This is a genomic window from Streptacidiphilus sp. MAP5-3 (assembly GCF_041262505.1).
Classification (GTDB): Bacteria; Actinomycetota; Actinomycetes; order Streptomycetales; family Streptomycetaceae; genus Streptacidiphilus.
On sequence record NZ_JBGCCL010000003.1, the window covers coordinates 328,189 to 348,872 of the forward strand.

The 20,684-nt window shown below is 69.9% G+C and carries 18 protein-coding genes; 12 read left to right on the forward strand and 6 right to left on the reverse strand.

The window, feature by feature from the left end; genetic code table 11:
* The first annotated feature begins 52 nt into the window (after positions 1–52).
* Positions 53–799: a DNA repair protein RecO gene (recO, locus tag ABH928_RS07750; protein ID WP_370063485.1), complete on the forward strand. Its 747-nt coding sequence runs from the start codon at positions 53–55 to the stop codon at positions 797–799.
* A gap of 100 nt (positions 800–899) precedes the next feature.
* On the forward strand, positions 900–1,811 hold the full coding sequence (locus tag ABH928_RS07755; RefSeq protein WP_370063487.1) for an isoprenyl transferase: 912 nt from the start codon (positions 900–902) through the stop codon (positions 1,809–1,811).
* On the opposite strand, the gene ABH928_RS07760 is transcribed toward ABH928_RS07755, so the two are convergent.
* The gene (locus tag ABH928_RS07760; RefSeq protein ID WP_370063489.1) at positions 1,790–2,239 is read right to left on the reverse strand and encodes a Fur family transcriptional regulator; all 450 of its coding nucleotides are present in this window, start codon (positions 2,237–2,239) and stop codon (positions 1,790–1,792) included. The two genes, ABH928_RS07755 and ABH928_RS07760, sit on opposite strands and share 22 nt — an antisense overlap.
* Before the next feature lie 342 nt (positions 2,240–2,581).
* Here ABH928_RS07760 and ABH928_RS07765 point away from each other — a divergent pair, with 342 nt between their 5' ends.
* The gene (locus ABH928_RS07765) at positions 2,582–3,964 is read left to right on the forward strand and encodes a glycine--tRNA ligase (protein ID WP_370063808.1); all 1,383 of its coding nucleotides are present in this window, start codon (positions 2,582–2,584) and stop codon (positions 3,962–3,964) included.
* 156 nt (positions 3,965–4,120) lie between these two features.
* Here ABH928_RS07765 and ABH928_RS07770 read toward each other — a convergent pair whose 3' ends face one another.
* Positions 4,121–4,558 (reverse strand): hypothetical protein, encoded by a 438-nt coding sequence (locus ABH928_RS07770; RefSeq protein ID WP_370063491.1) that lies wholly within the window; start codon positions 4,556–4,558, stop codon positions 4,121–4,123.
* 174 nt (positions 4,559–4,732) lie between these two features.
* On the opposite strand from ABH928_RS07770, the gene ABH928_RS07775 reads away from it, so the two are divergent.
* From ABH928_RS07775 to ABH928_RS07785, 3 genes are read left to right on the forward strand one after another with little or no spacing between them, the layout of a single operon-like run.
* Positions 4,733–5,968, forward strand: coding sequence for a histidine kinase (locus ABH928_RS07775; RefSeq protein WP_370063493.1), 1,236 nt, complete (start codon positions 4,733–4,735; stop codon positions 5,966–5,968).
* A complete protein-coding gene (locus ABH928_RS07780; protein WP_370063495.1) occupies positions 5,956–6,609 on the forward strand; it encodes a response regulator transcription factor in 654 nt (217 codons plus the stop codon). Before ABH928_RS07775 ends, ABH928_RS07780 begins: the two co-directional genes overlap by 13 nt.
* Positions 6,606–7,379, forward strand: a complete 774-nt coding sequence (locus tag ABH928_RS07785; RefSeq protein ID WP_370063497.1) for a DUF4097 family beta strand repeat-containing protein — start codon at positions 6,606–6,608, stop codon at positions 7,377–7,379. Before ABH928_RS07780 ends, ABH928_RS07785 begins: the two co-directional genes overlap by 4 nt.
* 15 nt (positions 7,380–7,394) lie before the next feature.
* On the opposite strand, the gene ABH928_RS07790 is transcribed toward ABH928_RS07785, so the two are convergent.
* Complete coding sequence (locus ABH928_RS07790) at positions 7,395–7,994, reverse strand: NADAR family protein (protein ID WP_370063499.1); 600 nt, start codon at positions 7,992–7,994, stop codon at positions 7,395–7,397.
* A 67-nt stretch (positions 7,995–8,061) separates the two neighbouring features.
* Complete coding sequence (locus ABH928_RS07795) at positions 8,062–9,528, reverse strand: MFS transporter (RefSeq protein WP_370063501.1); 1,467 nt, start codon at positions 9,526–9,528, stop codon at positions 8,062–8,064.
* Between the two features lie 102 nt (positions 9,529–9,630).
* Between ABH928_RS07795 and ABH928_RS07800 the strand changes: the two genes are divergently transcribed.
* The 5 genes from ABH928_RS07800 (at position 9,631) to ABH928_RS07820 (ending at position 17,039) form a co-directional block, all read left to right on the forward strand.
* Positions 9,631–10,521, forward strand: coding sequence for a helix-turn-helix transcriptional regulator (locus ABH928_RS07800; RefSeq protein WP_370063503.1), 891 nt, complete (start codon positions 9,631–9,633; stop codon positions 10,519–10,521).
* Positions 10,522–10,579: 58 nt separating this feature from the next.
* On the forward strand, positions 10,580–11,752 hold the full coding sequence (gene dusB, locus ABH928_RS07805; protein WP_370063505.1) for a tRNA dihydrouridine synthase DusB: 1,173 nt from the start codon (positions 10,580–10,582) through the stop codon (positions 11,750–11,752).
* A gap of 509 nt (positions 11,753–12,261) precedes the next feature.
* On the forward strand, positions 12,262–14,979 hold the full coding sequence (ppdK, locus tag ABH928_RS07810; RefSeq protein WP_370063507.1) for a pyruvate, phosphate dikinase: 2,718 nt from the start codon (positions 12,262–12,264) through the stop codon (positions 14,977–14,979).
* Positions 14,980–15,501: 522 nt separating this feature from the next.
* The gene (locus ABH928_RS07815; RefSeq protein ID WP_370063509.1) at positions 15,502–16,473 is read left to right on the forward strand and encodes a hypothetical protein; all 972 of its coding nucleotides are present in this window, start codon (positions 15,502–15,504) and stop codon (positions 16,471–16,473) included.
* A 104-nt stretch (positions 16,474–16,577) separates the two neighbouring features.
* Positions 16,578–17,039 carry a hypothetical protein gene (locus ABH928_RS07820; protein ID WP_370063511.1) on the forward strand — a complete coding sequence of 154 codons (462 nt, stop codon included), beginning with the start codon at positions 16,578–16,580 and terminating at the stop codon, positions 17,037–17,039.
* Positions 17,040–17,051: 12 nt separating this feature from the next.
* Here the strand turns inward: ABH928_RS07820 and ABH928_RS07825 are convergent, their stop codons facing one another.
* Positions 17,052–17,738 carry a GNAT family N-acetyltransferase gene (locus ABH928_RS07825; RefSeq protein WP_370063513.1) on the reverse strand — a complete coding sequence of 229 codons (687 nt, stop codon included), beginning with the start codon at positions 17,736–17,738 and terminating at the stop codon, positions 17,052–17,054.
* 455 nt (positions 17,739–18,193) lie between these two features.
* On the opposite strand from ABH928_RS07825, the gene ABH928_RS07830 reads away from it, so the two are divergent.
* On the forward strand, positions 18,194–19,105 hold the full coding sequence (locus ABH928_RS07830) for a PAC2 family protein (protein ID WP_370063515.1): 912 nt from the start codon (positions 18,194–18,196) through the stop codon (positions 19,103–19,105).
* Between the two features lie 120 nt (positions 19,106–19,225).
* On the opposite strand, the gene ABH928_RS07835 is transcribed toward ABH928_RS07830, so the two are convergent.
* Entirely contained in the window at positions 19,226–20,389 is a 1,164-nt protein-coding gene (locus ABH928_RS07835; protein WP_370063517.1) for an alpha/beta hydrolase, read from the reverse strand.
* Between the last annotated feature and the right edge of the window lie 295 nt (positions 20,390–20,684).

A 20,684-nucleotide genomic window follows, 5' to 3' on the forward strand; every position in this document is an offset into this window, starting at 1 on the left:
ACCGTTAGGCCTCCTGAACCGGTAGGTCTCCAGCAGGGTCCAGAATGGTCCCATGAGTCTGATCCGGGATGACGGAGTGGTGCTGCGCACCCAGAAACTGGGCGAGGCGGACCGGATCATCACCCTGTTGACCCGGGAGCACGGCCGGGTCCGTGCCGTCGCGCGCGGTGTGCGCAAGACGAAGTCGAAGTTCGGCGCCCGGCTGGAGCCGTGCAGCCATGTCGACGTGCAGTTCTTCTGCCGGGGCGAGGAGCTGGTCGGTCGGCATCTGGCGCTCTGCACGCAGGTCGAGACGATCGCGCCCTACGGCGGCCGGATAGCCGTGGACTACGACCGGTGGACCGCCGCCTCGGCCATGCTGGAGACCGCCGAGAGGTTCACCGAGAACGAGGGCGAGCCCGCGGTCCAGCAGTACCTGCTGCTGATCGGCGCGCTGCGGACCCTGGCAGGCGCGGACCACGAGCCGCACCTGGTGCTGGACGCGTTCCTGCTCCGGTCGCTCGCGGTCAACGGGTACGCGCCCTCCTTCGCTGCCTGCGCCAAGTGCGGCCTTCCCGGGCCGAATCGGTTCTTCTCGGTGCAGACCGGCGGTTCCCTGTGCGGTGACTGCCGGGTACCGGGGAGTGTCGTACCCTCCCCTGAGACACTGGAGCTGCTCGGCGCGCTGCTGTCCGGCGACTGGGCGACCGCGGACGCGTGTGAGCCGCGCCACCGGCGTGAGGGCAGCGGCCTGGTCGCCGCCTACGTCCAGTGGCACCTGGAGCGGGGTCTGCGTTCCCTCAAGTACGTGGCCCACTGACAGGCACGCCCAGGAGTACGAGCAGGCACGCCCAGCAGTACCCAGCAGTACCGAGCAGTACCGAGAGAACACGAAGTACCGAGAGAAGAAGCAGGGGCACATGGCTACGGCACGGCGCGGACTCTTCGGCAGCAGGCGGACCCGGGAGTACCTCCCGCCCACCCCGCACCCGAGCGGTGCCCGGCCGCCCAAGATCCCGGGCGAGCTGGTCCCGGAGCACGTCGCCATCGTGATGGACGGCAACGGGCGCTGGGCCAAGGAGCGCGGCCTGCCGCGCACGGAGGGGCACAAGGTCGGTGAGGGCGTAGTCCTCGACGTGCTCAGGGGCTGCCTGGAGCTGGGAGTCAAGAACCTCTCGCTCTACGCCTTCTCCACCGAGAACTGGAAGCGCTCGCCCGACGAGGTCCGCTTCCTGATGAACTTCAACCGTGACGTCATCCACCGCCGCCGCGACGAGATGAACGCCATGGGCATCCGGATCCGCTGGGCCGGCCGGATGCCGAAGCTGTGGAAGTCGGTGGTCCAGGAGCTCCAGGTCGCCGAGGAGATGACCCGCGACAACGACGCCATGACGCTGTACATGTGCGTCAACTACGGCGGTCGCGCCGAGATCGCGGACGCGGCGGCGGCGCTGGCCAAGGACGTGGCCGAGGGTCGGCTGGACCCGTCCAAGGTCAACGAGAAGACCCTCGCGCGCTACATGTACCACCGCGACATGCCGGACGTGGACCTCTTCATCCGCCCGAGCGGTGAGCAGCGCACGTCCAACTTCCTGATCTGGCAGTCCGCCTACGCCGAGATGGTGTTCCAGGACGTGCTCTGGCCGGACTTCGACCGGCGCGACCTGTGGCGGGCCTGCGAGGAGTTCGCGATGCGCGACCGCCGCTACGGCGGGGCGCTGCCGAACGCGGTGTCGGGCGCGGAGTCGAGCGCGGAGTCGGATGCCGCCTCGGACGACACCGGCCCGAGCGAGTTGGCGAGCGTGCCTGCTCAGGCCTCGGAAGACGCCTGAGCCTGCGCCTGCGCCGAAGCCGCCTGAGCTGCGCAGTCGGCGCAGGTACCGAAGATCTCCAGGGTGTGGGCCACGTCGACGAAGCCGTGGTCGGCGGCCACGCCCTCGGCCCAGCGCTCCACCGCCGGGCCCTCCACCTCGACCGTCCGGCCGCAGGAGCGGCAGACCAGGTGGTGGTGGTGACCGCTGCTGCACCGGCGGTAGACGGCCTCGCCGTCGTCGGTGCGCAGCACGTCGATCTCCCCGGCGTCGGCGAGCGACTGCAGGGTGCGGTAGACCGTGGTCAGGCCGACCGAGTCGCCCCGGTGCTTGAGCAGGTCGTGTAGCTCCTGCGCGCTGCGGAAGTCGTCGATCTCCGCGAGCAGCGAGGCAACGGCGGTGCGCTGACGGGTCGACCGGGCGGGGGACGACGTGTTCGCGGGGGTCACCGGCTCTCCTGCGGCTCTCGAACGGATGGGGCGGGAAGGGAAACAGGGTGGGCGGGGCGGCTCCAAGGAGTCTCCCCGCCGCCATTCTGCCAGTTCGGGCCGTCGACAGCGCCGTACCTGCGGATGAGGCGGCGGATGAGCTTTCGGACGAGGTCCCGGACGGGCTTTCGGACGACGTTTCCGGATGAGGCGGTGTTCCCGGGCCGCCGACCGGCTGGAAATCTCCACCGCGAACGCGCGACCATCGATGTGAAACGTCCCCCGCGAGGGCCGGTAGCCTGTGGTATCCGCGTGCATGGAAATCCATCCTTGACCGCCTTCGTCGTACCTGAAGAGAGCACTGTGGCCGCCGACAAGATCGACACCATCGTCAGCCTGAGCAAGCGCCGTGGCTTCGTCTATCCCTGCAGTGAGATCTACGGCGGTCAGCGTGCCGCCTGGGACTACGGGCCGCTGGGCGTGGAGCTCAAGGAGAACATCAAGCGTCAGTGGTGGCGGGCGATGGTCACCGGGCGTGAGGACGTGGTGGGTCTGGACTCCTCGGTGATCCTGGCCCGCGAGGTCTGGGAGGCCTCCGGCCACGTCGCCACCTTCAACGACCCGCTGACCGAGTGCACCTCCTGCCACAAGCGCTACCGTGCCGACCACCTGGAGGAGGCGTACGAGGCCAAGCACGGCCGCCTGCCCGCCAACGGCCTGGCCGACGTGAACTGCCCGAACTGCGGCACCAAGGGCCAGTTCACCGAGCCCAAGCAGTTCTCCGGGATGCTGAAGACCCACCTCGGTGTGACCGAGGACGCCGCCGGCCTGGCGTACCTGCGCCCGGAGACCGCGCAGGGCATCTTCATCAACTTCGCCGCCGTGCAGACCACCTCGCGCAAGAAGCCGCCGTTCGGCATCGCCCAGACCGGCAAGTCCTTCCGCAACGAGATCACGCCGGGCAACTTCATCTTCCGTACGCGTGAGTTCGAGCAGATGGAGATGGAGTTCTTCGTCAAGCCGGGCGAGGACGAGAAGTGGCACGAGTACTGGCTGCAGGAGCGCTGGGACTGGTACACCGGGCTCGGCCTGCGCGAGGAGAACATCCGCTTCTACGAGCACGCCAAGGAGAAGCTGTCCCACTACGCCAAGCGCACGGTGGACATCGAGTACCGCTTCAACTTCGGTGGCAACGAGTTCGGTGAGCTGGAGGGCATCGCCAACCGCACCGACTACGACCTGGCCTCGCACAGCGAGGCCTCCGGCGTCGACCTCAAGTACTTCGACCAGGACGCCGGCGAGCGCTGGTACCCGTACGTCATCGAGCCGGCCGCCGGTGTGAACCGCGCCATGCTGGCCTTCATGATCGACGCCTACCGCGAGGACGAGGCGCCGAACGCGAAGGGCGTCATGGAGAAGCGCGTCGTCATGCGCCTTGACCCGCGTCTGGCCCCGGTCAAGGTCGCGGTCCTGCCGCTGTCCCGCAACGCCGACCTCTCGCCGAAGGCGCGCGGCCTCGCCGCGGACCTGCGCAAGCACTGGAACGTCGAGTTCGACGACGCCGGTGCGATCGGGCGTCGTTACCGCCGCCAGGACGAGATCGGCACGCCGTTCTGCATCACCGTCGACTTCGACACCCTCGAGGACAACGCGGTGACGATCCGGGAGCGCGACACCATGGAGCAGACGCGCGTGTCGCTGGACCAGGTGCAGCAGTTCCTGGCGCCGCGGCTCATCGGCTGCTGATTCTTCGCTCGTAGAGGTCGTTGCACTACCTAGTCGTTGCACTCCGCCAGGGGCGCGGGGAACTGCGCGACAAGCCACCGTGTGTGGTGAGTCGCTCAGCGAACAGGGCCATCCCGACAGGGTGGTTGTTCGCGCAGTTCCCCGCGCCCCTGTTCGCTATCGCGACCAGCCCGCGCGGACCCGCAGTTGCTCGGTGATCCCGGCCGCGCTCGTCGCCGCGACCCGGTCCGCGACGCACGGCGTGCCCAGCGCAAGCCAGAAGCCGCCCGCCGTGGTGATCGCCTCCGCGCTGACCTTGCTCGTCACGTGCCTGCTGCCCCTCGCGAAGAGGACCTGCGGTGGCTCGCCACCTCGCGGAACGTGTCCCCAGGCCAGGACCGAGCGGACGCCGTCGCGTTCGCCGCGTCGGGCGCCGCGCAGCAGGTGGGTGGCGAAGGCGGACTCGACCATCACGTCCAGCAACAGGCCGTTGTTGTAGATCTCCAGCGCGCGGCGTCCCCGCGTGCCCCGCGCGAAGCGGACCGACCAAGGGGAGTCGAGCAGGCGCAGGCCGCGGAACTCCAGGTCCAGCGCGCTGAGTTCGGAGCTGCCCACGGTGCCCTCCCAATGTTCGGTGCCAGTTCGCTGCCACCGTCGAACTCCACAGTGGCGGAGCAGGGTTGCCGGCGCGGTAGCGTGCGACCCCGAATCGGGGGTGGTGCCAGGTACACCCTGAGACGGTCTCAGGGTTCAGAGCGCCAGCCGATCTTCGCCCTCTAACCTGGGCGCATGCCCCTCCTCACGGCGACCCGCACGGCGGTGCGCACCCTCTTCGCCCCCTACGGGCGCCAGGGTCTGCGCGACATCGCCTTTCTCGCGACGGCGGTGTTGCCGACCCTGGTGCCGGCCGCCGTCTTCGTGAGCGGGCCGAGCAGCGTCACCGGGGTCCTGGTCCCGGCGCTCGTGCTTGTGCTGCTGCCCTGGCTGACCCTGATTCAGCGCAGCCGGTTCGCCTCGCTGCTGAAGCTGGAGATCCCGGCCATTCCCGCGCCCGAGCCGCGCTGGCGGTGGATCGTCGCCGAGACGACCTGGCGGCAGGTGCTCTACCACCTGCTGGTCAACGCGCTGGTCGCGGTCTACGCGGTGGGTGTGCTCTTCGTCTGGGCCGCCGGGTGGGTGCTGGTCAGCGTCCCGGCCTGGTACTGGGCCTTGCCGCGAGGCTCGCACACGGTGCTGACCAAGCACGGTGTGACCCTGGGCATCGTCCTCGGGGCGCTCGCCCTGGTGGTGGTGCCGTGGTTGGCATGGCTCGGGCGGTGGGCGGACACCCGCGCCGCCGCCGGACTGCTCGGGCCGAACCGGGTACGGGAGTTGGCCCGCCGGGTCGAGGATCTGGCGGAGAGCCGGGCCGAGGTCGTGGACGCCGCCGACGCCGAGCGCCGCCGGATCGAACGCGACCTGCACGACGGTGCGCAGCAGCGGCTGGTCTCGCTGGCGATGAATCTCGGGCTGGCCCGCCGGACGCTGAAGAACCTCCCGCCGGAGGAGCAGGCAGTGCGGGCGATGACCGTGATCGACGAGGCGCACGACGAGGCACAGGCCGCCATCACCGAGCTGCGCGACCTGGTCCGCGGCCTGCACCCGGTGATCCTGGAGGACCGGGGCCTGGATGCCGCGCTCTCCGGGATCGCGGCGCGGGCGCCGCTGCCGGTCCGGTTGGACGTCCGGATGGACCGCCGGGCGGACCCGGCGGTCGAGGCGGTGGCGTACTTCGTGGTGTCCGAGGCACTGGCCAACATCGCCAAGCACGCCCGGGCCTCGCGGGCGGAGGTCACCGTGCGGACGCAGGGACAAGGCCTGGTCGTCACCGTGGCCGACGACGGCGTGGGCGGGGCGGACCCGGCCAAGGGGAGCGGCCTGGTCGGGCTGCGCCAGCGCGCCGCGTCGGTGGACGGGACCCTGCAGATCACCAGCCCCCTCGGGGGCCCGACAACCCTGATTGTGGAGCTTCCGTGCGTGCTGTGATCGCCGAGGATTCCGTCCTGCTCCGGGCCGGACTGGTCAAGGTCCTTGAGGCCGTGGGCTACACGGTGGTGGCCGCCGTCAACGACGCCGAGCAGCTGCTGACGGCGGTGGACGAACACACACCGGACGTGGTGGTCACGGACGTGCGGATGCCGCCGGGCTTCACCGACGAGGGCGTGCGGGCGGCGCTGCTGATCCGCCGTCAGTACCCGGCCATGCCGGTGCTGCTGCTCTCCCAGTACGTCGAGGAGCGCTACGCCGCCGACCTGTTGACCGGCAACAACCGGGGCGTGGGCTACCTGCTCAAGGAGCGGGTGGCCAATGTCGACGACTTCCTCGACGCGCTGGAACGCGTGGCCGCGGGCGGGACCGCACTCGACCCCGAGGTGGTGTCGCAGTTGCTGCTGCGCCGCCAGAGCGGGCCGCTGGACCAACTGACCCCGCGTGAGCGGGAGGTCCTGTCGCTGATGGCGGAGGGCCGCTCCAACCAGGCGATCGCGCGGGGGCTGGTGGTCAGCGAGAGCGCGGTGGCCAAGCACATCAACAACATCTTCATGAAGCTCGGGCTGGCTCCGACGGACGGAGAACACCGCCGAGTCAAGGCCGTGCTCCGGTTCCTGGAGTCGGGGGACGGCTCGTGACGCCGCGGCGCGGCCTCTGGTACGGGCTGGCGACGCTGGTCGTGGTCGGGCTGTCCGCGAGCTTCGTCGTCAGCCTGCTGGTGCAGCAGCAGGCCACCGACGTCCGCAGCTACCCCCACGACACCGTCACCGCCGTCGACGTGGTCGCGCCGGGAGCGGCGGTGGTCATCCAGCCCGGGCCCGGCGGCCAGGCACAGGTCACGGAGAACCTGCGCTGGTTCACCGACCGGCCGCATGTGTCGCAGAGCTTCGACCCGAAGACCGGCATGCTCAGCATCCAGGCCGACTGCAAGAGCGCGAAGTTCCTCACCGGCGGTGGGTGCAGCGTCGAGTTGGACATCTCCGTGCCTCCGACGGCCTCGGTGCACGCGGTCAGCGACTCGGGCGCGACCACCGTCAAGCAGATGGCCGGACCGGTGGACGTACAGACCGCCTCCGGCGCGATCGAGTCGGACGGCGTCTCCGGGCAGGTGTCCGCCCGGGCGGACAGCGGTGCCATCACGGCCAATGCCCTGCTCTCCGACGACGTCGCGGCCACGGCGACCTCAGGCGCGATCACGCTGGACTTCGCCGCGCCGCCCGCCACCGTCACCGCCGGGGTGACCTCGGGCGCGCTCGACGTCCAACTGCCGCGCGGCACGCAGTACCGGGTGGTGAGCACCGCCGGGAGCGGGCCGGCAGACGTGGACCCGGGCCTCAGCTCCACCAGCGCGGTCGACACCGTCACCACCTCGTCGACCAGCGGTGAGGTCGCCATCGGCTACCGCTGACGCTGGGCGAACGGGTCAGGCCAGCCGCTCACGGGCCTCCATCAGCGCGAAGCCCAGCAGGTTGAGGCCACGCCAACGGTCGGGGGCGTTGGCCGCGTCGTCGGTGGCGGCGAGGCCGATGCCCCAGACCCGGTCCACCGGGCTGGCCTCGACCAGCACCCGGTTGCCCGTGCCGAGCAGGTACGCGCGCAGCGCCTCGTCCTGGCCGAACTTGGCGATGTTGCCCTGCACCACCAGCTCGAACCTCCCGGCCGCCCAGCGCTCCTCGTCGAAGCCGGAGACCTTGCGGCCCAGCACTTTGGCCTCGGCCGGTGTGCGGGCCGCGAGTATCGCCGGGACCGACGCCTCGTCACCGAAGAGGCGCGCCTTGGCCGCCATCATCCAGTGCTCGGCGCTGCGGTACTCGACGCCGTCGACGGTGAAGCGGCAGGGCCACCACTGACTCAGCGACCCCGGTCCGACGGAACCGTCCTTCTGCGGCCGATGCCCCCAGAACATCAGCCACTTAGGGCGGGCTCCCGCCGCGACCAGGGCCGCCAGCTGCTCCCGGCTACGGGCTCGTGCCGGGTGGTCGTGGGCCGAGTTCTCGCTGACCGGGGTCTCGTTCGCGTTCATGGGAGAGATCCTGGCAGCACCCACTGACAGGTCGCCAAGGGTTATCCACAGGGCTGCTCATCGTGGCTCACCCGACCTTGCGCGGCAGTCGCGTCGACAGGGCGATGACCACGAAGGTCGCCACGAACTGCAGGCCCAGCACCAGGGCCAGCGCGTCGTGCATGCCCATCGAGGGGGAGAGGGAGAGGAAGAGCGTTCCCAGCGTGGCGACGCCGAGGGCCAGCGAGGACTGCTGGGTGGTGGCCAGGATGCCGCCGCCCACGCCCGCGCGCTCCAGCGGGACCTGACTCAGCACCAGCCGGATGAGCGGCGGCATGACCAGACCCTGTCCGGTGCCCGCGATCGCCATACCGGGCAGCAGCGTCCACGGGCTCAGGCCGTTCCAGTCCTGGAACACCGTCACCGTCAGCACGGCCAGGCCGATCGCCTGGATCACCGCGCCGGTGACGATCACCCGGGAACCGAACCGGGCCAGCAGTCGCGGACCGGCCAGCGAGGCGACGAAGAAGCCGGTCGCCATCGGGACCATGGCCAGACCGGACGAGATCGGGCCCTCGTGCAGGCCCACCTGGAGGGCGACGGCCATCACCATCATGAAGCCGCCGAAGCCGGTGAAGAAGGGGACGGCCATGGTCAGGCCCAGGCGCAGGCCGCGCACCCGAAGCAGCGTCATCGGGATCAGCGGCACCTGCCCGGCCCGCTCACCGCGCCGCTCGACCAGCACGAAGCCGGCCAACAGGAAGGGGAACAGGGCCAGCAGCACCCAGGTCCAGACGGGCCAGCCGAGCGAGCGGCCCTCCATCAGCGGGACCAGCAGCGCCAGCAGCGCCGCCGCCAGCAGCACGGTGCCGGGGACGTCGACGCGGGCCGGGTTGGCCGAGCGGGTCTCCGGGACGGAACGGAACGAGAGGAGCACCGCCGCCAGCGAGAACGGGACGTTGACCAGGAAGATGAACCGCCAGCCGGTACCGAACAGGTTGGCCGAGAGCAGCACGCCGCCCAGCACCTGGCCGATCACCACGGCGATGCCGCCGACGGCGCCGTAGATGCCCATGGCCTTGGCCTTGCGCTCACCCTCGGTGGCGGCCTGGATGGTGGCCAGCGCCTGCGGCAGCATCAGCGCGGCGGACGCGCCCTGCGCGACGCGGGCGACGACCAGGGCCAGCGCGGTGGGCGCCAGACCGCAGGCCAGCGAGGTGAGACCGAAGAGCAGTGCCCCCGCGACGAACAGCTTCTTGCGGCCGTAGAGGTCGCCGAGGCGTCCGCCGAGGACGAGCAGCATCGCGTAGGAGATGCCGTAGCCGGCGACGAAGAGTTCCAGAGTCGCCGGTCCGGCCGACAGGTCGTGGTCGATGGTCGGCAGGGCCACGTTGACGATGAAGAAGTCCAGCATCGGCAGGAACGCGCCGAGCAGGACGGTGACCAGACCCAGCGTGCTCAGCCGCGGGTGCGCGGCAGCAAGGGGGCGGTCCGGAGCAGTGGTCTGGGTCGGCCCGGAGGCTCGGGTCTGCTGGGGTGTGGTGTGGATGCTCACGGGGACTACTGTCCGCCTCGCCGTAGCCTGGTACCAGGGTCTGCTTATCCTGGTACTCGGAGTACCTGGCAACGGGATGAATACAGGCGCATCCTGGAATACATGAGTACCGCACCGGTGTCCAGCCTGGAACTCGTCCTGCCGCCCGTCAGGCCCCTCCGGCCCGACGAGCTGCGACGACGCGAGCTCGGCGCGTTCCTGCGCAGCCGCCGCGAGCGCATCTCGCCCGAGCAGGTCGGTCTGCCCAGCATCGGCCGCCGCCGCACGCCGGGGCTGCGCCGCGAGGAGGTCGCACAGCTCGCCGCGGTCGGCGTCACCTGGTACACGTGGCTGGAGCAGGCACGCGACATCCAGGTCTCGGCCCAGGTGCTCGACGCGATCGCGCGCGGTCTGCTGCTGGACCAGGTGGAACGCCAGCACCTGTTCTCGCTGGCCGGCACCCCGGACCCGACCGGCTCGCCCCGGGACTGCCCGGTGGTCACGCCGCCGGTCCGCGCGGTCCTCGACCAGCTCTCGCCGATGCCCGCGGTGGTGCTCAACGCACGGTTCGACATCATCGGCTTCAACGACGTCTACTCCGCGCTCTGCGGCGGCCTGGAGCGGTTCGAGCCGGAGGAGCGCAACCTCCTGTGGTTGGCCTTCACGGATCCCGGCTGGCGCACGCTGCTGGTCGACTGGGAGACGGCGGCGCGCGGCATGACCGCCAAGTTCCGGGTCGCGTTGGCCGAGCACGTGGCCGAGCCCAAGTACAAGTCGCTGCTCAAGCGCCTGCAGCTGGCCTCGCCCGAGTTCGCCACGGCGTGGGAGCACCACGACGTCACCGCCACCGCGGAGGGCACCAAGCGCTTCCTCCACGGTGAGGTCGGCCTGCTGAACTTCGAGTACACCAACCTCTGGCTCGGTCCGCGTCCCGGCTACCGCATGATCACCTACATCCCGGCGGACCCGGTGACCACGGCCCGCGTGGCGCAGCTGGCGGCGGTGGGACAATAGAGGTTCTGTCCGGCCCCGCCCGTCCGCCGGACGTCCGACCAAGCGAAGGACCGCCCGGATGACCAGCACGGACACCGCCACGCCGGTGGCTCCCGCCACCGCCGCTCCGCTGCGCCTCGGCGCGCTGGAGGTGTGGCCCCCGGTCGTGCTCGCGCCGATGGCGGGGATCACCAACGCCCCGTTCCGCACGCTGTGCCGGGAGCAGAGCGGAGGCAAGGGCCTCTTCGTCTCGGAGATGATCACCACCCGGGCGCTGGTCGAGCGGAACGCCAAGACCATGCAGCTGATCCACTTCGACCCGAGCGAGCAGCCGCGGTCGATCCAGCTCTACGGCGTCGACCCGGAGACCGTCGGCCGCGCGGCGAAGATGATCGCCGAGGAGGACCTGGCCGACCACATCGACCTCAACTTCGGCTGCCCGGTCCCCAAGGTGACCCGCAAGGGCGGCGGCTCGGCGTTGCCGTACAAGCGGAACCTGCTGCGCGACATCCTGCGCCAAGCCGTGGGCAACGCGGGCGACCTGCCGGTCACCATGAAGATGCGGGTCGGGATCGACGACGACCACATCACCTACCTCGACGCCGGCCGGATCGGCGCGGAGGAGGGCGTGGCCGCGATCGCCCTGCACGGGCGCACCGCCATCCAGCACTACAGCGGCCAGGCCGACTGGTCCGCCATCGCCCGACTGCGCGAGACCGTGCCGGACCACGTCCCGGTGCTGGGCAACGGCGACATCTGGTCGGCGGACGACGCGGTCCGGATGGTCCGCGAGACCGGCTGCGACGGCGTGGTGGTGGGCCGCGGCTGCCTGGGGCGGCCGTGGCTCTTCAAGGAGCTGGTCAGCGTCTTCGAGGGCGAAGTCGACTACGCCCGGCCGGACTTCGGCTATGTGGCGCGGACGATGATCCGCCATGCCGAGCTGCTGGGGGAGTGGCTGGGCGACGAGAAGCGCGGCGTCGTCGACTTCCGCAAGCACGTCGCCTGGTACACCAAGGGCTTCTCGGTCGGCTCCGAGCTGCGCAACGCGCTGGCCACCACCTCCTCGCTCAGCGAGCTGGAGGAGCACCTGAGCCGGATCGACCACGACCAGCCGTGGCCGGACAGCGCCGACGGCCCGCGTGGCCGCAGCTCGGGCGCGACCCGGGTGGTGCTGCCGGCGGGGTGGCTGGACGACCCGTACGACTGCGCGGTGCCGTCCGCGGAGGCCGAGCTCGACACCTCCGGCGGCTGAGCCCGGCGGCCGGGTGACGGGTCAGTTATTGCGTGACGGGTCGGCCACTGAGCGTGGACATGCCGCGACGGATGGTGAGACCGGCTACGCACGAGGGGTGAGACGGCAGCCGTCGCGGCGCGTGACTCCGGCCACATTCCTCGTCACTTTGCGTCAGAAGGACGTAAAACTGCAGGTGGCAAGGGTCGTGAAACGCTTCCCGAACGAGCCGTGGCCAGTGGTCGGGCTGTTGTCTCCAGAGGATTGAACCAAGGAAACGTTGCCGTAGCGCAGGGTGTCCGTCTGATGGCCCAAAGATGACGAAGGTGCGACCCTGCCTTCAACCTTTGAAGACGAGCTAGCGTCAGGGCGACGATTTAACTTTCGCAGGCGAAGCCCGATTCCGGGGTTTCGATCTCGTGGGTTACCCGTTGGTACGAGACCCTGACGGCCTAGTGGGGGCAGCCAACCGCCTTTGATCTGGGTATGTTCTCCGGCGTCAGGGCAACCGTGCGGCAGGAGACCCTCTCGTGGCCACCAAGGACACGCTCACCAAATTCGTCTTTGATTTCACCGAGGGCAACAAGGACCTCAAGGACCTTCTCGGCGGTAAGGGCGCGAACCTCGCCGAGATGACCAACCTCGGCCTTCCCGTCCCTCCGGGATTCACCATCACCACCGAGGCCTGCAAGGTCTATCTGGAGACCGGCTCCGAGCCGGCCCCGCTGCGTGACGAGGTGAGTGCACACCTCGACGCGCTCGAGGCCACCATGGGCAAGAAGCTCGGCAACGCGACCGACCCGCTGCTGGTGTCGGTGCGTTCGGGCGCGAAGTTCTCCATGCCCGGCATGATGGACACCGTCCTCAACATCGGCCTCTCCGACGCCTCGGTGAAGGGCCTCGTCAAGCAGTCCGGCAACGAGCGCTTCGCCTGGGACTCGTACCGGCGCCTGGTCCAGATGTTCGGCAAGACCGTGCTGGGCGTCGAGGGTGAGCTCTTCGAGGAGGCGCTGGAGGACGTCAAGCGGGCCAAGGGCACGGTCAACGACCTGGACCTGGACGCCGCGGACCTCAAGGGCCTGGTCAAGACGTTCAAGAAGATCGTCAAGGACCACGCAGGGCGTGACTTCCCGCAGGACCCGCGTGAGCAGCTCGACCTGGCGATCCACGCCGTCTTCGACTCCTGGAACAGCGACCGGGCGAAGCTCTACCGCCGTCAGGAGCGCATCCCGCACGACCTGGCCACCGCGGTCAACGTCTGCTCCATGGTCTTCGGCAACCTCGGCGAGGACTCCGGCACCGGCGTGGCCTTCACCCGCGACCCCGCCTCCGGCCACCAGGGCGTCTACGGCGACTACCTGTCCAACGCCCAGGGCGAGGACGTCGTCGCCGGTATCCGCAACACGGTGCAGCTGTCCGAGCTCGAGCAGCTGGACAAGAAGTCCTACGACGAGCTCATGAGCATCATGCAGACCCTGGAGAACCACTACCGGGACCTCTGCGACATCGAGTTCACCATCGAGCGCGGCAAGCTGTGGATGCTGCAGACCCGCGTCGGCAAGCGCACCGCGGCCGCGGCCTTCCGCATCGCCGTCCAGCTGGTCGACCAGGGCCTGATCGACCTGGACGAGGCGCTGCACCGCGTCAACGGCTCGCAGCTCGCGCAGCTGATGTTCCCCCGCTTCGACGAGGACACCAAGGTCGAGAAGATCGGCCGGGGCATCGCCGCCTCCCCGGGCGCGGCGGTCGGCAAGGCCGTCTTCGACTCCTACACCGCCGTCAAGTGGTCCCGCTCCGGCGAGAAGGTCATCCTGGTCCGTCGCGAGACCAACCCGGACGACCTCGACGGCATGATCGCCGCCCAGGGCATCCTGACCTCGCGCGGCGGCAAGACCTCGCACGCCGCCGTCGTCGCCCGCGGCATGGGCAAGACCTGTGTCTGCGGCGCCGAGGAGCTCGAGGTCGACACCAAGAAGCGCCGGTTCACCACCGCCGACGGTCAGGTGATCGAGGAGGGCGACCTGATCTCGATCGACGGCTCCACCGGCAAGGTGTACCTCGGCGAGGTACCGGTCGTACCGAGCCCCGTCGTCGAGTACTTCGAGGGCACCCTGCACGCCGGCGCCGACGAGGAGGGTGGCCTGGTCAAGGCGGTCCACCGGATCATCTCCCACGCCGACTCGGTCCGCCGCCTGCGGGTCCGCGCCAACGCCGACAACGCCGAGGACGCGAACCGCGCCCGCCGCTACGGCGCCCAGGGCATCGGCCTGTGCCGCACCGAGCACATGTTCCTCGGCGAGGAGCGCCGCAAGGAGGTCGAGCGGCTGATCCTGGCCGACAACGACGCCGACCGCGAGGCCGCGCTCTCCGTCCTGCTGCCGCTGCAGAAGACCGACTTCGTCGAGCTCTTCACGGCCATGGACGGCCTGCCGGTGACGGTCCGCCTGCTGGACCCGCCGCTGCACGAGTTCCTGCCGGACATCACCGAGCTGTCGGTGCGCGTCGCCCTCGCCGAGGCCCGCAAGGACCCGAACGAGAACGACCTGCGCCTGCTCCAGGCCGTGCACCGGCTGCACGAGCAGAACCCGATGCTGGGTCTGCGCGGCGTCCGCCTCGGCCTGGTCATCCCCGGCCTGTTCGCGATGCAGGTCCGGGCGATCGCGGAGGCCGCGGCCGAGCGCAAGCTGGCCGGCGCCGACCCGCGTGCCGAGATCATGATCCCGCTCGTGGGCACCGTCCAGGAGCTGGAGATAGTGCGTGACGAGGCGGAGAAGGTCCTCGCCGAGGTCCAGGCCGCGACCGGGACCGATCTGAAGATCGCGCTCGGCACCATGATCGAGCTGCCGCGTGCCGCGGTGACCGCCGGTCAGATCGCCGAGGCCGCCGAGTTCTTCTCCTTCGGTACCAACGACCTGACCCAGACGGTCTGGGGCTTCAGCCGCGACGACGTCGAGGCCAGCTTCTTCACGGCCTACCTGGAGAAGGGCATCTTCGGGGTCTCCCCGTTCGAGACCATCGACCGCGACGGTGTCGGCGCCCTCGTCCGGAACGCCGCGATCGAGGGCCGCAAGACCCGTCCGGACCTCAAGCTCGGCGTCTGCGGCGAGCACGGCGGCGACCCGGACTCGGTCCACTTCTTCCACGAGGTCGGGCTGGACTACGTGTCCTGCTCGCCCTTCCGGATCCCGGTGGCGCGCCTGGAGGCAGGCCGCGCCGCCATCGAGACGGCGGGCAGCGACTCGCGCTGACAACCCTCACCCGGTGCGCAACCTGCCGGGTGCCAGCGCGGGGGCAAACCCCCTCCTCACCACGTCCCTGTCCCCGACCAAGGATGGGTAGAGCCGAGGGACCGGAGGGGGCTCGCTGCCCGCACCGCACGTCCCCTGCGGAGCTCGGCGCAGAGTAGCCGCAGGGGGCCCGCCGGGGGGGGGGGGCGCCCCCCCCCGGGGGGGGGCCCCCCGCCCCGGCTTTTCTGTTTTCCTCCGGGCCGCAGCGGGACGCGTGTAGACCCTGATTTCGCGTCAGTTCCGCCTGGAATCTGGCTGGTTCGCGGGTTTGTTTTCGCTGGTGGGAGCCGCAACGTGGCGGTTTTGTTTCCGGAATCTCTGAGTTCGCTCAGAGGGGGCTGTCCGGCTCTTGAACGGACAATGATCGGCCAGCTAAGTTCTCGCATCGCAAGAGCAACCCCCAATCGTGGTGACACCACTGCCGCTCGGCCAGCGGCGCTGCACAGCCCTCCCGTAATTCCCCCGTCGAGAAGGGCAACACCCGTGCTCCGTTCTGCACTCGTCGCAGGCTGCGCCACCGCGATCGCCGCTGCGGGCTTCCTCGCCGCGAGCCCCGCCAACGCCAGCGAGCTCGCTCCGCACCACATGAACGCCCACAAGGCGTCCGCTGCGGTGAGCACCACCGGCAACCTGGCGTACGGCGGCGGAAACGTCGTCACCTCCCCCACCGTCTACGTCGTCTACTGGGGCAACCAGTGGGGGACCGGCTCCACGGTCACCAACGACCCGTCCGGCGAGGCCGCCCTCCAGCTGAACTTCTTCCAGCACGCCTACGGCAGCGGTGACACCTTCTTCACCTCGCAGACCCAGTACTGCGAGGGCGTCGCCACCGGCACCACCCAGTGCAACGGCGCGGGCACCCCGGTCGGCCACCCGGCCGCCAACCCGGTCGGCGGCACCTGGCTGGACAGCTCCACCAAGGCGCCGACCAAGCCCAGCGACGCCCAGATCGCCGCCGAGGCGGTCAAGGCCGCGTCGCACTTCGGCGTCTCCGGCGACAACGTGCAGATCATCGTCGACGCCGCCCACGGCGTGGTGCCGTCCGGCTTCAAGACCCAGTACTGCGCCTGGCACGACCACACCACCACGGCGTCCGGTGCGGACCTGCCCTACACCAACATGCCGTACATCACCGACGCGGGCTCGTCCTGCGGTTCGGGCTTCGTCGCCACCGGCTCCTCCGGCGTGAACTCGACCGACGAGGGCATCACCATCGTCGGTGGCCACGAGTACGCGGAGACGCTGACCGACCCGGCGCCGAGCAGCGGCTGGGTGGACCCGTCCGGCTCCGAGACCGGTGACAAGTGCGCCTGGATCTCCAGCGGCCAGGGCGCGTCCGCGATCATCAGCCTGAACGGCGCCAACTTCGCGGTCCAGTCGCTGTGGAGCAACAACTACGGAGGGGGCGCGGGCAACTGCGTCACCTACTACGCTGGCGCGAGCAACCAGCACTGAGTTCTGAGCACCGAGTTCTGAGCACTGAGTTCTGAGTCCTACCGAGGCCGAGTCCGTCCCCCAGGGGGCGGGCCCGGCCTCGGGCCTTCCCGGAGGAGCGAGTGGTGAACCGAGTCCTGCGAATACTGCCTGTCCTGCTGCTGCCGTTCGTCGCCACGGCGTGCACGAGCGGATCGTCGTCTGCTTCCGCCCCGGCCTCGTCAGCACCGGCCTCGGCGGCTGCGTCGTCTGCGGCGGCAGCGGCGCCCGCGCCGGCGTGCACGCAGCTGCCGGCGGGTGTGCTGCCGCACTCCGCAGGGCAGCTGACGGAGCAACAGAACGGCGCCTACTGCCTGGCGAAGGGAGGCAGGGTGGACGTCTTCCTGACGGCGGTCAAGGGCAGCCAGTGGGGCCAGGTCCAGGCCTCCGGAGCGCAGATCCTCGCCCCGGCCAACACCGGCGTGATGACCGCGCCGCTCGGCGTCACCCCGGCGATGTTCGTCGGCACGGCGGACGGTACCGCCGTGCTGACCAGCACGACCAAGTCCGGAGGTAGCTGGAAGGTGACGATTGTGGTCAAGGGTTAGGGCAACGTCCCCCTACGCCGAGATCAGCGGTCGGTCAGGGGCCAGGGCGGTGGGGCGGCTCAGGGCCCTGAGCTCCAGCGCGGCCCGCGCCGCCGGCCACTCCTCGTCGAGGATGGAGTAGAACGCCGTGCCGCGGACCATGCCGTCCAAGCCGCGGGTGTGGTTGCGGTGGACGCCCTCCAGCACTGCGCCCAGGCGCTCGATCGCCACGCGTGACCGCATGTTCCGCGCATCCGCCCGGAGGGACACCCTGCGCACGCCCCACGTCTCGAAGGCGTGACGCAGCATCAGAAGCTTGGCCTCGGTGTTGATTCCGGTGCCCTGGGCGCGGGAGGAGAGCCAGGTGGCGCCGATCTCGGTGGCGTCGGGGGTGGCGGCGAGCGGGTCGCCGACGGGGCCACGTGGGCCGGGAGGCCAGATCACCGGGCCCTGCCAGTAGTCCAGCTCGGTGAACCGGGTCGACCCGACCACCAGGCCGTCCGAGGCTCTGACCGTGGCGAAGGGCAGCGCGCGCCCCGCCGCCTGGGCGGCGAGCGCGTCGTGGACGTAACGTGCCGTCGCTTCGACGCCGTGCGGAACCGGCGTGAAGGCATAACTGCTGCGGTCCTCGGCCGCAGCCGCGGCCAGGGGCTCGATGTGGTGCTCGGCGAGCGGCTCCAGCCACGCGGTGGTGCCGCAGAGGAAGACGGGAACGGGCACTTGGCCTTCGGTCCTTCGGCGGGTGGGGACGGGAGAGAGCACCCCGGCGTGCGCGGGTACGGCGACGGATCGCGTTCGCCGTGAGGCACGCGGGGAGCGGGGGGACAGTTTGTGTCCGGAAGATGGCCGAGGCGGAGACGAGAGCGCGAAGGACAGCGGGCGGCCAGATGAAGGCAAGGTGCGAAGCAAGGGGTGGTGCGGGCGCTCCACGCAGCGTACGCAGTGACGGGAGTGGAGTGCAGCGAGAGGACCATACCTGCACCGGGGGACTAAGTCATCCCAGCCGCGCGATTCCGGCATGCACGGCGTGTCATCGGGGGCGCACGTTTCCGCTCCGCGCACCGAATTGGGGAATGAACCAGGGTTCCGCAATGCTTGCACCAGGGTAGGGGAAGCCTTTTTCCGGGCACCCCGCGATCGGCGTGCACGCAGGCGAGCGAAGGAGTGGTACGCAGGTGCTGGAACCGCAGGGGCTGTACGCATTCGAGCCCGAAGCCGAGGAGCTGGCCGCGGACGCCTCGATCCTGCTCCACTTCTTCGAGGGCTTCATGGACGCCGGTGAGACGGGTGAGCAGATCGTCGAGGAGCTGCTCGCCGACCCGGAGAAGAAGCTGATCGCCCGCTTCGACGCGGACCGGCTGGTGGACTACCGGGCCCGCCGCCCGGCCATGGTCTTCGACCAGGACCACTGGGCCTCCTACGCGGCCCCGGCGCTCGACCTGCATCTGGTCCACGACGCCGTCGGCGTGCCGTTCCTGGTGCTGACCGGGCCGGAGCCGGACGTCGAGTGGGAGCGGTTCGCCGCGGCCGTGCTCCAGGTGGTGGAGCGGCTCGGCGTGCGCCTCTCGGTGACCTTCCACGGCGTCCCGATGGGCGTCCCGCACACCCGTCCCGTGGGCCTGACCCCGCACGGCAACCGCAAGGAGCTGCTGGGCGTCCACCCGCGCTGGTTCGAGAAGGTGCAGGTGCCCGGGAGCGTCGGCGGGATGCTGGAGTTCCGGCTGGCCGAGGCCGGGCACGACGTGATCGGCTTCGCCGCCCACGTGCCGCACTACCTCGCCCGCACGCCCTACCCGGACGCCGCTGTGAGCGTCCTGGAGGCCCTCCAGGGGGCCACCGGGCTGATGCTGCCCGGCACGGGCCTGCGCGGCCGGATCGACGAGGTCCGCGAGGACGTCGACCGTCAGATCGCCGAGGGCGACGCGGAGCTGCGTACCGCCATCCAGGGCTTGGAGCAGCAGTACGACGCGGTGGCGGGCGCCGCCGACCGGGAGAGCCTGCTCGCCGAGCCGGTGGACCTGCCCTCCGCCGACGAACTCGGCCGCGCCTTCGAGGAGTTCCTCGCCGAGCAGGGCGAGGGGGAGTGACCTTGTCGTGACCGCGTCGTGACGGCTCTGAGCCCGCATTCACACCGTGGTCATTACCGATACGAGAAGGGGTGGGGCCCGCTGGGCCCCACCCCTTCTGCGCTGTCCTGACGGTTCGTCTCAGCCCTGGCTACGGCCCGTCAGCAGGGCGTAGGTGCTGTCGAGTTTGGCGACCGCGTCGGCCTTGATCACCGGGGAGGGCGAGGGGCTCGGCGTCGCCGCAGGCTGAGGAGCCATCAACTGCTGGCTCAGCCACGGGAAGACCACCGGGTAGAGGCTCTTCCAGGTGTTCCAGTTGTGGCCGCCGTCGTTGAGGACGATCGGCTGCGGCATCTGCACCGGCCACTTGACCGTGTGGTACAGCAGCTGGGCGTTGGCCGGGGTGCTGAAACGGTCACTCTTGGTGGTGGCGATGAGTATGGACACGTCCGAGTTGGTCGCCTTCTTGGCGATCGCCAGCGGGTTCTGCGCGGCCAGGATCTTCTTGTCGCGGACGATGGTCGGGTCGCCGTGGAAGTCGTCGGGGCTCATGCCGACCGCGCTGCCGAAGACGGTCGGGTACTGGAGCACGAGCTTCGGTGCGCAGTAGCCGCCGGTGGAGTAGCCCACCAGGCCCCAGGCGTGCGGGTTGTTCATCACCCGGAACTGGTTCTTGATCATGCTGGGCACGTCCTTGGCCAGCCACGTGGCGTTCTTGTTCACGCCCACGTCCGTGCAGTCCGTGTTGACCCCGGACGGGGAGATCTCCGGGATCACCAGGATGGAGGGCTGCAGGGTGCCGTTGGCCATCATCCCCGAGATACTGTTCGGCACGCCGCCGCCGCCGATCCAGGACCACGGGCTGCCCGGGTAGCCGGAGAGCAGCGTGATCACCGGGAAGTCGTAGCGCGCGTACTGCGGCTCGTTGTACTGCGGCGGCACCCACACCAGCGCCTCGCCGGTCAGCCCGGACGCCTTGCCGAAGAAGTGGGCCCGCTGGAAGCCCGCCCGGTCCGCCGCGAACTGGATGTTCATGCCGTTGTCGGCGGAGGCGACCGGGACGCTGATCGGCTGCTGCTCGCCGAAGAGGTCCGCCCACGAGGTGTAGAGGCCGTTCGAGTTGTTGATCCAGACGGCGACCACCGAGATGGCGGTCAGCTGGCAGGCCGCGATCATCGCGACCCGGCTGACCCAGCGCAGCCACTGGGGGCCTCGCACCCGACCCCAGAGCACCAGAGTGCCCGCCATCGCGACGAGTGTCGCAATGATCAGGGTGTAGAAGAACGCTGTTCCGGTCAGGCTCACGTCTGGGTCTCTTCGTCTCTCGCGATTCGAGGTCGGGGGCAGGCCCGATGGCCTCTGTCTCTCTCTGAACACCCTGCGGCGGTGGACGCCGGAGTGGGGTGCCATCTTATTTGCACGCTAGCCAAGGCAGGTGAGGGCAGACCTCTTACCTGTACGTTCGTGACAGAACTGTCGAAAAAGCAGACAGTAGCCACGCCGCGCCTCTCGACAGCCCCCCCGAGCCGATGTCTATGATCCGACGGTGGACCGAGGACTGTTGCGACGAACGTCACGCTCCGTTGGGGCGCTGGCTTTC

What these genes read in the sequence shown, in the direction of transcription:
- recO (WP_370063485.1), top strand. Translation starts at nt 53, where the DNA reads ATGAGTCTGATCCGGGATGACGGAGTGGTGCTGCGCACCCAGAAACTG.
- ABH928_RS07755 (WP_370063487.1), top strand. Translation starts at nt 900, where the DNA reads ATGGCTACGGCACGGCGCGGACTCTTCGGCAGCAGGCGGACCCGGGAG.
- ABH928_RS07775 (WP_370063493.1), top strand. Translation starts at nt 4,733, where the DNA reads ATGCCCCTCCTCACGGCGACCCGCACGGCGGTGCGCACCCTCTTCGCC.
- ABH928_RS07790 (WP_370063499.1), bottom strand. Translation starts at nt 7,994, where the DNA reads ATGAACGCGAACGAGACCCCGGTCAGCGAGAACTCGGCCCACGACCAC.
- ABH928_RS07800 (WP_370063503.1), top strand. Translation starts at nt 9,631, where the DNA reads ATGAGTACCGCACCGGTGTCCAGCCTGGAACTCGTCCTGCCGCCCGTC.
- dusB (WP_370063505.1), top strand. Translation starts at nt 10,580, where the DNA reads ATGACCAGCACGGACACCGCCACGCCGGTGGCTCCCGCCACCGCCGCT.